Raw genomic sequence first — 12,161 nt, 5'->3', positions numbered from 1 at the left:
TCGCGGCGGTGGTGCGGGAGAAGGAGCGCGAGTTTCAGAGTGCGCTTCGCGCCAAGGGGCGCCAGTTCAAGGGGGCGCGCAAGGTTGCGAAGCAAGCCTGGAACGAAGCTGCGGTTAGCTTCGAAGAACGGTTCAATGTCACGCCGAAGGTCGCCGCGTCGTCGAAGTGGCAGCGCTTGGCGCAGCTGCAGCGAGACCGGGCGTGGGAGCGCGAGTACGCGGAGGCGCGGGCCTTGTGGCTGGCCGGGAAACCCGCGGTGTTTCCGGCAGGGACGTATTGGTTGCGTCGGTTCGCGGCGGTCACGGTCGCGGGCGAGCAGCGTTCGCCGTTGTGAGCGTGTGGAGATCGGCGATGCCGGGGTTGCTCGAGGCAATCCTGGGGGTTTGTATTGGTTTCGGGGGCGAGAGTGGGTGCTGCGGCGTGCGCGAGGTGGATTTTTTGGCTCCGCGCGCCGAAGATTGGCGCGAAAGTGCGACTCTGGCGGCTTCACGGAGGGTCTCAGGCCTCTCGGTGACGGGTGGGTCCGAAAAGACTCCCAGTCCGGATCGCCCACGGAGGGTCTCAGGCCTCTCGGTGACGGGTGGGTCCGAAAAGACTCCCAGTCCGGATCGCCTCTCGGTGACGGGTGGGTCCGAAAAGACTCCCAGTCCGGATCGCCCCCAGTCCGGATCGCCCCCCAGTCCTCCCCAGTCCGGATCGCCTCCGCCCAGTCCGGATCGCCCCGGATCCCCAGTCCTCAGATCACGCCTTCGCACCAAGCTCCACAATAATATACCCCCCAGACTTCTCATCCTTCTGCAGCACCAACAACTCCCGCTGCTCCGCATCTTCAAGCAACTGATTAAAACTCCGATACCCATGATAACTCTCCGAAAAGTTAGGCCGCTTCCGCTGAATCGCCTGCTTGACCATAGACCCCCAAAGCGTCCCAGACCGATCCCGAAACATAGCCTCAACAGTATCCAACGTCAGCTCAATCGCCTCAGCCTTACGCTGCCCCTCAGACTTACCACCCCCACTCCCACCATTCCCGGTCGCCTTCGGCTCTCGCTTCTCAACCTTCGCGCGCGGCCGCTTGGGCTTGTGCTCACGGATCAAATCATCATAGTAAATAAACTCATCGCAGTTCTCGACCAGCAGATCGCTAGTCGACTGCCGCACGCCGATCCCGATCACAGCCTTATTATTCTCTCGCAGCTTACTAACCAGCGGCGAAAAATCACTGTCCCCCGTGATCAACGCGAACACCCCAACATGCCGCTTGGTGTGCGCGAGGTCCAGCGCGTCAACCACCATCCGAATGTCGGCAGAGTTCTTCCCGGCCAGCTTCACGTGCGGGACCTCGACGAGCTCGAAGCTGCGCTCGTGCAGCGCGACGCGATCGCTCTTGTACCGGCTCCAGTCGCAGTACGCCTTGCGCACGACCACGTTGCCACGCTCGAGCAGCCGCTCGAGCACCAGGTTGATGTCGAACTTATCGAACTTCGCGTCGCGGGCACCAAGCGCGACGTTCTCGTAGTCGGCGAAGACGGCGATGTTGGGGGTGTCGCTGCCGGGCTGGGCCATGTCGGGTGGACCTACCATGTTCCGCGCTGCGCCCGTAGGCCCGCCACGAATGCCAGAATTTTGGCCCCTGTGAGCCGTTAGCGGCCCACCCGGCCTCGCCGCGACCAGGACTCACGCGACGGCGATCCCCCTGTCCAACCTCGAGGCCTCCGCACCAGCTCAGAGCTCAGGCACGGTGATCGTCCCGAGCTCGTGCGCTTCGCCCGGCCGCAGCTTGGCGGCGAAGCTCGGCGGCGTGCTCCACCGCCAGGCCCCGTCGAGCTCGAGCGCGACGCTGTAGTCGCCGATCGCGACCTCGGGCACCCGAAGGCGACCGCTCGCGTCGGTCTTGCCCACGTACCTGCGCTTGGCGTCGGTGCACGGGCTACCTTCCTCATGCAAGCGAACGGTCGGGCACAGCTCCACCGACGCGTTCGCGGCAGGCTCAGCCCCGACATGCAGCGTCGCGGTCAACGTCGCGGTCTGGACCGGACCCACCGCTGGCAACACCGGTCCCGGCCCGGTCACGACCATGTGGCTCACGCGGCCCGCGAGCTCAACGAAGCTCCCCGCCGGATATTCGTGCACGCTGCGATCTTCATCGACGACGCTCAGCCCCTCGCGCGAGGCCACCCAAAACCGATGGCGCGCGTCCAGGGCCATCGCCTCGGTAGTCTGACAGTCGTAGTCGGTGCCCGAGAATCGCCAGATCGAGGTAGGTGGCTGGGGGTTGACGCGGACCAGGTCACACGCGCCGCTGGCCAGGCCCGCGTGACCATCGGCCGCGATGTCGAGCGCGGCGGTGTAGCTGATCACCTCTTTGGGATCGATCAGCACCGAGTCGAGCGAGGTCTTGCCGAGCCGCGTGAGCTTGTGCCCGGTCGTGGTGTTGACCGGCCCAGTCGACGAGCCGGTCGCGTTGAGAAACAGCGGGAGGTTGCGCAGCAGCTGCGGATCCACAGGCACCCACCGCTCGGCCTCGCGGTACAGCAGGACCCGCGAACCGATCACCCACACCGTGTCGTCCGCCGCGATCGCCAGCGCGGCGCTGGGCTCGACGCCGAGCTGCTCGAAGCTGGTGATCTGCCACTCACCGTCGACGCGGGCGCCGATCCCCTCGCTGTTGCTGACCCACACGGTCCCATCGCGGGCCAGCGCGAGCGCATTGACGGGCCCGCCGCGACCGAGCTCGAAGCGCTCGACCTCGACGAGCGCGTCGGCCTCGAGCTTGCGCAGCGAGTGAGCGTCGAGCACGAACACGTCGCCGCCTGGGCCGATGAACAGGTCCGAGATGTTGCGCTCGGGGTCGGCGAGCAGCGTGGTGCCAGTCTCGTCGAGCTTGACGAGGCCCTTGGTGTTGATCACGAAGTAGACAGCCCCGGGTTGCTCGCTGTCGGACGCCACGGGGGAAGCCGGAGCCGGAGCCGATGCCGCTGGTGGGGGTGTTGGCGCGGGCGCGGGCTCCGAACTCGCGTCGGCGATCGCACCCGCCGCGGTCGCTGAGGCAGCGGTGTCGGCGGGCTCGCGCGAGCCGCATGCCGAGAGCAGCACGAGCGTGGACAGCAGACGTGAGCACAGCTGGGGCGAGGTCACCTACGGGACCATGCCTTGGCCGAGCCCAGTCACGCAACGGCCCCAGCGTCACGAACTCGCCGATCCGGATGGTCGTATCTCGGCAACAACGCACGGACCAGACCCGCAAGCCAGTCTATGGGATCTTGGCCAGCTACGACGACGAGGACAACACGACCTTCTGGCGCGAGCTCGAGCTCGGGGCCAAGCGTCAGCGCACGGTCCCGAGCTCGCAGGACACCCCCGTCAGGACGCCGACATCTTCATCGTGGGCGAGACCTACTCCAACGACCAGGCCTGGGTAGAAGGCGCGTACTGCACCGCGGAGTCGGTGCTCAATGACTTCTTTGACATCGAGCCGATCATCGACAATCGGGCGTACCCCTTCATCTGCCCGGAGTGAGCGACGAGCCAGCCAGCCGGGCCCGCGCGCAAGTGGTGCGTGCGGGCTCTTGTTTACGTTCGCGCAGTCTGGATGTTGTCTGTCTGTGACGCTCGTCGTACACATTGTTGCTTCAATGAAGGGCAAGTCATGTACCAACGTAATGTTGCGTTTGCAGTCGAGTTCACGCTAGCCGTCGCCGCCATCGCCATGCTGCAAGGTTGTAGTGATATGAGCCCAAGTCTCGACGATGGGGATAGATCCGAGAGCTTTAGAGGCAAGGGCAAGGGCAAAGGCAAAGGCAAGGGCAAAGGCAAGAAAAAGGGTAAGGGTAAGCACGACGACGACTGCGACGAGTTGACGCTGATCGGCCTCGAGCCGATCGGTGTCTACGAGACCGGTGTGTTCGACGCGAGCGCCGCCGAGATCACCGCGTTTGATCCGGCCAGCGCCCGCTTGTTCGTGGTCAACGGTGACGCCAAGGCGGTCGATGTGCTCGATCTCTCGGATCCGGCGACGCCCACCTTGCTCGATAGCCTCGACCTCGGCGCCTACGGAGACTCGCCGACCAGCGTCGACGTGGCAGACGGGCTGGTCGCGGTCGCGGTCGCTGCCGCCCCCGCTCAGGCTCCAGGGCGCGTCGTCCTGGTTGCGGCCGCCGACCTGGCGTACGTCAACGATCTGCAGGTCGGCGCGCTGCCAGACATGCTCACGTTCACGCCGGATCGGACCAAGTTGGTGGTCGCCTGCGAGGGCGAGCCCGAGGACGACTACATCATCGACCCCGAGGGCGCGGTGGCGATCATCGACGTCAGCGCAGACGTTGCGTCGCTGACCGATGGCGACGTGCAGATCGCCGACTTCAGCGGGTTCAACCCGAACAATCTCGACCCCCAGGTGCGGGTGTTTGGGCTGGGCTCGAGCGTGGCCCAGGACATGGAGCCGGAGTTCGTGGCCGTGTCCGCGGACTCGAGCACGGCCTGGGTCACGCTGCAAGAGAACAACGCGCTGGCGATCGTGGATCTAGACAGCGCCACGATCACCGAGATTGTCCCGCTGGGATACAAGGACCACTCGATCGCGGGCAACGGCTTCGACGCCAGCGATGAAGACGGGCAGATCAACATCGCCAATTGGCCGGTGTTCGGCATGTACCAACCCGACGGTATCCACAGCTTTCGTGTGGGTGGTCAGGAGTACCTCATTACCGCCAACGAGGGCGACGCGCGTGGCTACGACGCGCTCGACGAGGAGGTCCGGGTCGAGCACCTGGTCCTCGATCTCGACCAGTTCCCCAGCGCGATGAGCTTGCAGCAAGACGAGCAGCTCGGCCGGCTCACGGTGTCCGCGGTCATGGGTGACGTCGGCGGTGGCGGCGACCATGAGCAGCTCTACGCGTTTGGCTCGCGCTCAATCTCCATCTGGTCCGCGGACGGCTCGCTGGTGTGGGACAGCGGCGACCAGCTCGAGCAGATCACGGCGGAGGTCGACCCGGCGCACTTCAACGGCGCCAACGACTCGAACGAGGCGTTCGAGAGTCGCAGCGACGCCAAGGGCCCCGAGCCCGAGGGCGTGGTCACAGGCGCGCTGTGGGGCAAGACCTACGCGTTCATCGGGCTCGAGCGGATCGGTGGGATCATGGTCTACGACGTGTCGGATCCGCTGAGCCCGAGCTTTGTGCTGTACGACAACTCGACCCGCGACTTCGCCGGGGATCCCGAGTTGGGCACGGCTGGCGATCTTGGCCCCGAGGGGCTCGAGCTCGTGACGGCGGCGGACAGTCCAAGCGGCGAGCCGCTGTTGATCGTGGCGAACGAGGTCAGCGGGACGGTGCGGGTGTATCAGCTCCTCGCCGAGTGAGTGAGCCGCGAGCGCTCAGCCGACGCCATAGTTGCGATCGCGCTCGCGCAGCAACGCCGTGATCGCCCGCTCGAGATCAGCCTGGGCCTCGCCGCGCCCGTGGGCCGCGAAGTTCTGCCGGGCGATGTCACCCGAGAGCTCTGGATCGGCCGAGACGCTCCGCGCAAACAAGGCCGCGAGCGCGGGATCTTGCTGCTCGAGCTCCCGCAGCATCCGCTCGCGCGCGCTCGCCTGGGCCTGCTTGCGCACGCGGTCGAGCAGCTCGGCGTCGACACACTGGATCACGGGATCAGGGCTGCGCCGCAGGATCGAGACGAGCGAGTCGGCGGTCAGCGGGCGGTCTGGCGGGACCGCGAGGTGGGGATGAAACGAGACCATGTAGAACTGGCGCGGTGGCGGGAGCGCCGACCATGCGGTCCGCAGCGCGGCCAAGAACCGCTCGAACGCGGGCGGCTCGTGCCACGCGTGGCCCGGCGGGATCGGGAAGGTCAGCAGCACGATCTCGGCCTCGCGGTGGGTGCTCACCAGGGTGCCGAGCTGCCGCGCGACTTCGAGCGGGCTGGGGTCGTGAGCGTCGGTCGCGACGAACACGGGCCGATGCACGCGGCCCTGCTCCCGCGAGCGCCGAGCGAAGGGGCACAGGTTCAGGCCCTCGACGATCTCGCGTTGGTAGCGATCGTGGATCGCCTGGATCACGGCCTCGTCGGGCGGCCAGCCGGGGGGGTCGGACACGGGTCGCAGCATAGCCGGCTATGCTGTGGGTGTGGCGAGCGCGGACGACGACAACAAGCTCGAGCGCGCGCTGGTCTGGATCGTGGTGGTCCTGGTCGCGTATCGGGTCGTCTATCACGCCAGCTACCTGGGCGACGTCCCCTTCGCCCACGCGACCTTCTCGGACGGCGCCGTCTACGAGCAGGCCGCCCGTGACATCGTGACCCACCCGCCGCTCGGCACCGAGGCGTTCTATCTGCAGGGCGCCTACGCGTACCTGCTCGCGCTCGGCATGATGGTCCGGGCGTGGCCCTCGGTCGGGCTGTTGGTCCAGCTGCTGCTCGCGTTCGTGACCCTCGGGGTGTTTCATCGGGTGGTGGTACGACTGTGGGGTCGTCGGGCCGGGCTGCTGTCGACGATCGCCCTGCTCGCGCATCCAGGCCTGGCGTTCTACGAGAACAAGTTCGTCAGCGCCGAGCTCGGGATCGCGTGCAACGTGTTGGTGCTCGCCGGCTTCGTCGCGCTGCTGCGGGTCACGCTCGACCGGGACGAGTCGCGCACGGGTCCCCGCGTGCTGGCCTCGCTCGGGCTCGGGCTCGCGGCTGGGCTGTCGATCCTCGCGCGCCCGAACATGGTGCTGGCGCTGCCGTTCACGCTGATCGCGGTGGGCCTGCTCGCGCGGGGCGACGGCGAGACGCCCAGTCGGTCGTGGAAGCTCGTCGCGCTCACGGTCGCGACGACGGTGCTCGGCACGACGCTGGCGCTGGCGCCGATGGCCGCGCGCAACCTCGCCGTCACCGGGTACCCCGACGTCCAGCCCGTGCACGGCGGTGGAACCTCGTTCTTGATCGGCAACAATCCCAAGGCACGGGGCGTGTGGAACGACGCCGATCTCCTCAGCGCCCGGCTTGGCACCGAAAGTCAGGAGCTCGCGGAGGTCCTGGGCATCGATCCCAAGCTGCCAGCGCGCGAGCGAGCCCGGAAGATCGGAGACGCGCTCTATGCCCGCTCGTTCGAGTGGATCGCGGCCAACCCGGGAGCGTGGGTGAAGCTCGAGGGACGCAAGCTGTGGCTCACGCTCGGCGACCAGCAATTGACCCAGGACTACGACTGGCTGGGCGAGCGCGAGCTGCTGCCCTGGGCCCATCGCGTGGGCGTGAGTTTCTCGATGTTGCTGGCGCTCGGGCTGCTCGGGGCCGGGGCGGTGTTGGGGGGACGCTGGCAACCGCGCGAGACCGGCGAGCCACCGGAGCCACCCCCGGCGTTCGTTCGCACGCGGTCAGCTCGGCGAGCGCTCGGGTGGTTCTTGGCCGGTCAGGTCGGCGCGGTGCTGGCCGCCAACTTGCTGTACTTCACCTCGGCTCAGCATCGGCTGCCGCTGGTGGTGCCGCTGGCGGTGCTCGCTGGGCCTGGTTTGCTCGCGCTGCGCTGGTGGGGGCGGCCGCGGCTGGCACGGCTACTTGAACGGCTACGGGCACGAACACCGGGACCGCGTGGGAGCGAACTTGCAGGTCAAGACGCGCGCGATGCCGGACCGCCCGCGATCGCGCGCTGGGTGGTGTTGCTCGCCGGTCTCGCGCTGGTGCAGGGCCCATGGCCGCGCGGTCATCGCGACGAGCCGCACCCGGTCCACTACTACAATTTGGCGATGGTCCAAGATGGGATCGGTGAGCCCCGCGACGCGCTGGCGAGCCTGGATCGTGCGATCGAGCTGCGTCCGCGCCAGCCGATCTTCCACATGCGGCGCGCCCACCTGCGCCACCGGTTGGGCGACCTGGATGGAGCCGACCAAGATCTGGCCGTGGTGTTCGATCTCGCCGCGGCCGGGGACGTGCCGGACTGGGTGATCGCGCAAGCCAAACTCGACCGCGACAACGTGGCCCTCGAACGCCGACTCAACTCGCGCTGAAGTGCGTGTCCGCGCGCGGTAGCGTGACTATGCGCATGGGACGCTCATTGAGCGTCGCTGGCTTTTCTGCGAGCCTCCGACCCCAACTCTCCCGCGGATGATGACCAGCAAATTTCGAGGTATCAGCACCGCGTCGCATTGGATGCGATGCACCATTTTGGCCGCTTCGGCCGTGTCCCTGTTCGGCTGCGATCTGTCTGCCAGCGGCAGCGCTAGCGCCAGCGGCAGCACTGCGCCAGCAGAAGGGCCGCCCGCGCCCGAGTACGAGCGTACGTTCGACGAGTTTGTGGATGTCCCGAACCAGATGACCGCGCAGGTGGTCTGGGCCGCGGAGCCAATCGACAACGCGGTCCGCCTCGCCGACGAGATCGCGGCGCTGCGGGCCGAGCTCGACATCGACCCCGCCGCGTTCTCGGCGATGTGCACCGTCGCGTTCAAGGACGGCACGATCGAGATCGGCGCGGTCACGGAGTACGAAGACGCCCGCGCCAAGATCGAGGCGACCCTCGCCAAGATCAAGCAAGTCGGCGTGGATCTGCAGGGCGTCCCCGGGCGGATCAAGGTCGCGGGCAAGAACATCGGCAAGCTGGCCATGTCCACGCCCAAGCTGGCGCTCAAGACCACCAAGGAGCTGTCCGGTGAGCTCGCGGTCGCGGTCGGTGATGGTGGGGTCCAGATCGAGGCCGACATCGCGACCGCCAAGGAGCTGCCCAACACCGTCAAGAACGCGGCGACCGAGGCCAAGAACTCGCTCACCGAGCTGCCGGCCAAGGCCGCGCAGGCGACCAAGAACTTGATGGCCGCCATGAACGGTGAGGCGATCGAGCCGATGGAGACGACCGGCGACGCGGCGGTCGAGGGCGAGGCCGAAGCCGAGGTCGCCGTCGCGACCACCGACGCGGCCGAGACCGCGACCACCGACGCGGCCGCGACCACGACCACCGACGCGGCCGCGACCACCACCACGACCACCGACGCGGGGGCGACCGCCGCCACGACCACGACGGCGGCGGTTCCCAACGTGGCCGTGATGCCCCCGCCGGGCAGCGCCAACCAGAGCACGGTCGCGGGGCTGCCTCCGGCCGCCGTCACGGCACGCATCGCCAAGCTGCAAAAGATCGGCAAGGAGGCGGCTGATCGCGGCGACTGGCTGTCGGCCGCCGACGCGTTCGAAGAGGCCTACGTGCTCGCGCCCGACAACCTGGTGCTGGCCTACAAGACCGGCGACGCGGCCGCGAAGGCCAAGGACTGCGAGCGCGCGCGGATCAACCTCGAGCGCTTCGTCCAGTACGGCGACCAGACCTTGTTCGCGCCCGAGCTGGCCCTCGCTAACAAGACCCTCGGCGAGCTCAAGACCTTCGAGTGCCCGCCCCGCACGCCCGCCGACGAAGCCGCGCTCGCAGGGACCCTGGTCAAGCGGGCCGAAGAGCTCGGCAAACAAGAAGACTGGGGCGGGGCCGCGACCACCTACGCGCTCGCCTACCAGCTCACCCCAGAGGACCACGCCCTGGCGTTTCAGGTCGCGGTCGCGAGCTGGAATTCGCGCGAGTGTGCGGACGCCGACACCTACTTCGCGTACTTCCTGACCGTCGGCGATCCCAAGCTGCATCGCACCCAGCTGCGCGAGACCAAGCGCTACCAGGAAGAGTCGGCCGCTGGCATGTGCCCGAAGTGGGCCGTCGGCGAGAAAGAGACCCACGCCCGCGACCTCTACGCGGAGGCGCAGGCGCTGGACCTCGAGCTCGACTTCAAGGCGGCGATCGGCAAGTACGAGCGGGCCTACTACATCCTGCCCACCAACCACGCGCTGGCGTTTCGGATCGGCGACGCGGCGTGGAAGGGCCAGGAGTGTGAGCAGGCCCAGGCGGCGTTCAGCACCTTCACGGCCAACGTCGACGCGACGGATCCTCGCCACAGCGCCGACGTGAAGATCGCCAAGGGCATCCTCGCCAGGATCGACTCGGCTGGCTGCCCGAACGCGCTGTGGAGCAGCGGCGGCGCCAAAAAGCCGGCGGCCTCCGACACCGCCGACGTCGTCCCGGACCCCGGTGGTGAAGTCGGGGGCGATGAGCGGCCGCCCAAGTCCGGCGGCGGCGGCGGTGGCAGCGTGGCGTGCTCGGTCACGGATCAAGACGCCCCGGCCGGTGGCCTCGCGTTTGGGTTGCTGCTGCTCGCAGCGGCGATTCGTCGGCGCGAAGACTAGATCCCCACCTAGGTCCCAACCCGCGGGTCAGACTTCGGTACTATTTGTGCCGATGGCCTGGACTCGCGCGGCAACCTTGGCTCTTGGGCTCTGCGTCCTGCCCTCGCTCGCCTGTGCGGTGGGCGACGGCGACGCGGCCACGGGCGCGAACACCTTCTCGTCGCTGTCGCTGGGTGGGGACACCAACACCGACAACGACGAGACCACCGGCGACGGCGACGGCGACGGCGACACCGACGAGGGTCCGATCTGCGGCGACGGAGTCGTCGAGGGCGCGGAGTTCTGCGACAACAACAACCTCGCCGGCCAGAGCTGCACGACCCTCGCGTTCGACGGCGGTATCCTCAGCTGCGCGAGCGACTGCTCGGGCTTCGACACCAGCAACTGCTTCAGCGAGACCTGCGGCAACGGGGTCGTCGACGGCCCCGAGGTCTGCGACGGCACCAACCTCGACGGCAACACCTGCATGTCGCTGGGGTTTGACGGTGGCACCCTGGTCTGCGGCCAGGGCTGCGCGAGCCTGGACACCAGCGGTTGCACGATCGACACCTGCGGCAACGGTCAGATCGACGGTGGCGAGGCCTGCGACGGCAACATGCTCAACGGCCAGACCTGCCAGACCCAGGGCTTTACGGGCGGCGCGCTGGTGTGCCTGCCCAACTGCGACGGCTTCGACACCAACGGCTGCACCAGCGCGGGGTGTGGCAATGGTGTGATCGACGACGACGAGCAGTGCGACGGCAACAACCTCAACGGTGAGAGCTGCGCGTCAGTCGGGTTCGGCGGCGGCACGCTGCTGTGCAACAATAATTGCAGCGGCTACGAGTTTGGCCTGTGCAACGACGGGAACTGCTGCATGTCCAAGCTGACCTCGGGCTGTCAGGTACCGTTCGTCGAGAACTGCGTGTGCGGGCTCGATCCGTATTGCTGTGACACGGCGTGGGATCAGACCTGCGTGGGGATCGCCGTCAACGACTGCCAAGCGCAGTGCTGAGCCCCTCGCTCAGGTGAATGGCGGCCCCACGGCCCAGGCCGTCAGCGCGTGGCGAACACCGCGGGTGACCGGCGCGACCTCGTGCGGCACGTAAGCTGGAAACGCGATCGCGCAGCCGAGCTCGGACGGGACGGCCGCGTGCGCCGGGGGATCGTACACGCGCAGCTGCCCGCCCTCGTAGTCGGTCGGCGCCGAGAGCTGGACCGAGATGCCCAGCTTGCGCTCGTGGCAGCCGGGCCCCGCGAGGTCGACGTGCCAGCCGTGGTAGTCGCCGGGGCCGTAGCGCTGCAGCTTGATCGGCGACTCGAGCTCGCGCAGCGCAAACCCGTAGGTCGCGTGCTCGCTCAGAAATGTTGCGAGGCGAGCAAAGACCCACTCGTGCTCGGGGCCGAGCTCGCTCGCTTGTCGCCCGCGCTGGTGCCCTTGCCGAAGCCGTCACTGACCTGCGCGGGCGACCACGGCGAGTCGTGGGCGAGGATCCGTGCACACTCGTCGGGCGAGAACACACTGCTCTAGCCTCACTCACATCTATTTGTCCGGCGACGAGGATCCAAGCGTGTACGCGGACCTGACATGCGCCCGCAGCGTGAACATCACGGAGACCCCGCTCGTGGATCTGTCGGACTTCGCCAACCTCGAGTTTGTGCTCGAAGGTATCTGGCTCGAGCGGAACCCGGCGCTGGCGACCCTCGACGGCCTGAGCATCTCCGAGGCCCGCACCATCGACATTCTGTTCAACGACAACCTGATCAACCTCGACGCGCTCACCAGCATCTCTGAGCTCGAAGGCGGCACGATCTACTGCAACGCGCAGCTGCAGCCGGCTGAGATCGAGGCCGTGCTCGCGCAGATCCCCGGCGGAGACCTGGTCGAGGTCGTCAACAACGGCGAAGGGCCGTGTTAGGCGGGCGCGCCACGACATCGCAGAGATTGCGGGTTCACTCGCCCATATGGAGTTCGAGTGGACGCGACCAGAGCATAGCC

11 protein-coding genes and 1 pseudogene are annotated in these 12,161 nt (G+C 67.6%); 7 read left to right on the top strand and 5 right to left on the bottom strand.

Going from position 1 to position 12,161, the window contains the following annotated elements:
* Nucleotides 1-335: pseudogene (locus ENSA7_RS43080) on the top strand (hypothetical protein); the annotation flags it as partial.
* Between the two features lie 407 nt (nt 336-742).
* Here ENSA7_RS43080 and ENSA7_RS02905 read toward each other — a convergent pair.
* Both ENSA7_RS02905 and ENSA7_RS02900 read right to left on the bottom strand, forming a co-directional pair.
* Entirely contained in the window at nt 743-1,567 is an 825-nt protein-coding gene (locus tag ENSA7_RS02905; RefSeq protein WP_106087657.1) for an NYN domain-containing protein, read from the bottom strand.
* A gap of 159 nt (nt 1,568-1,726) precedes the next feature.
* Nucleotides 1,727-2,950: an NHL repeat-containing protein gene (locus tag ENSA7_RS02900; RefSeq protein ID WP_106087656.1), complete on the bottom strand. Its 1,224-nt coding sequence runs from the start codon at nt 2,948-2,950 to the stop codon at nt 1,727-1,729.
* A gap of 436 nt (nt 2,951-3,386) precedes the next feature.
* On the opposite strand from ENSA7_RS02900, the gene ENSA7_RS45690 reads away from it, so the two are divergent.
* Both ENSA7_RS45690 and ENSA7_RS43075 read left to right on the top strand, forming a co-directional pair.
* Nucleotides 3,387-3,521: a hypothetical protein gene (locus ENSA7_RS45690; protein WP_280523969.1), complete on the top strand. Its 135-nt coding sequence runs from the start codon at nt 3,387-3,389 to the stop codon at nt 3,519-3,521.
* 210 nt (nt 3,522-3,731) lie between these two features.
* The gene (locus tag ENSA7_RS43075; protein WP_244923690.1) at nt 3,732-5,360 is read left to right on the top strand and encodes a choice-of-anchor I family protein; all 1,629 of its coding nucleotides are present in this window, start codon (nt 3,732-3,734) and stop codon (nt 5,358-5,360) included.
* Between the two features lie 15 nt (nt 5,361-5,375).
* Here ENSA7_RS43075 and ENSA7_RS02880 read toward each other — a convergent pair whose 3' ends face one another.
* The gene (locus ENSA7_RS02880) at nt 5,376-6,092 is read right to left on the bottom strand and encodes a DUF1415 family protein (RefSeq protein ID WP_181233017.1); all 717 of its coding nucleotides are present in this window, start codon (nt 6,090-6,092) and stop codon (nt 5,376-5,378) included.
* A gap of 31 nt (nt 6,093-6,123) precedes the next feature.
* Between ENSA7_RS02880 and ENSA7_RS02875 the strand changes: the two genes are divergently transcribed.
* The 3 genes from ENSA7_RS02875 to ENSA7_RS02865 all read left to right on the top strand — a co-directional run bounded on the left by ENSA7_RS02875 (nt 6,124) and on the right by ENSA7_RS02865 (nt 11,177).
* Nucleotides 6,124-7,980 carry a hypothetical protein gene (locus ENSA7_RS02875; protein ID WP_106087652.1) on the top strand — a complete coding sequence of 619 codons (1,857 nt, stop codon included), beginning with the start codon at nt 6,124-6,126 and terminating at the stop codon, nt 7,978-7,980.
* Nucleotides 7,981-8,152: 172 nt separating this feature from the next.
* A complete protein-coding gene (locus tag ENSA7_RS02870) occupies nt 8,153-10,183 on the top strand; it encodes an MYXO-CTERM sorting domain-containing protein (protein WP_146157261.1) in 2,031 nt (676 codons plus the stop codon).
* Nucleotides 10,184-10,235: 52 nt separating this feature from the next.
* Nucleotides 10,236-11,177 carry a hypothetical protein gene (locus ENSA7_RS02865; protein ID WP_146157260.1) on the top strand — a complete coding sequence of 314 codons (942 nt, stop codon included), beginning with the start codon at nt 10,236-10,238 and terminating at the stop codon, nt 11,175-11,177.
* A 9-nt stretch (nt 11,178-11,186) separates the two neighbouring features.
* Here the strand turns inward: ENSA7_RS02865 and ENSA7_RS02860 are convergent, their stop codons facing one another.
* Both ENSA7_RS02860 and ENSA7_RS43070 read right to left on the bottom strand, forming a co-directional pair.
* Nucleotides 11,187-11,468: a 2OG-Fe(II) oxygenase gene (locus tag ENSA7_RS02860; protein ID WP_244923693.1), complete on the bottom strand. Its 282-nt coding sequence runs from the start codon at nt 11,466-11,468 to the stop codon at nt 11,187-11,189.
* A 53-nt stretch (nt 11,469-11,521) separates the two neighbouring features.
* Complete coding sequence (locus ENSA7_RS43070) at nt 11,522-11,683, bottom strand: hypothetical protein (RefSeq protein WP_181233015.1); 162 nt, start codon at nt 11,681-11,683, stop codon at nt 11,522-11,524.
* 50 nt (nt 11,684-11,733) lie between these two features.
* Between ENSA7_RS43070 and ENSA7_RS02855 the strand changes: the two genes are divergently transcribed.
* Nucleotides 11,734-12,081, top strand: coding sequence for a hypothetical protein (locus tag ENSA7_RS02855; protein WP_146157259.1), 348 nt, complete (start codon nt 11,734-11,736; stop codon nt 12,079-12,081).
* The last annotated feature ends 80 nt before the right edge of the window (nt 12,082-12,161 follow it).

It is taken from the genome of Enhygromyxa salina (assembly GCF_002994635.1).
GTDB lineage: Bacteria > Myxococcota_A > Polyangia > Nannocystales > Nannocystaceae > Plesiocystis > Plesiocystis salina_B.
This window is presented reverse-complemented; position numbering and strand designations above follow the sequence as displayed.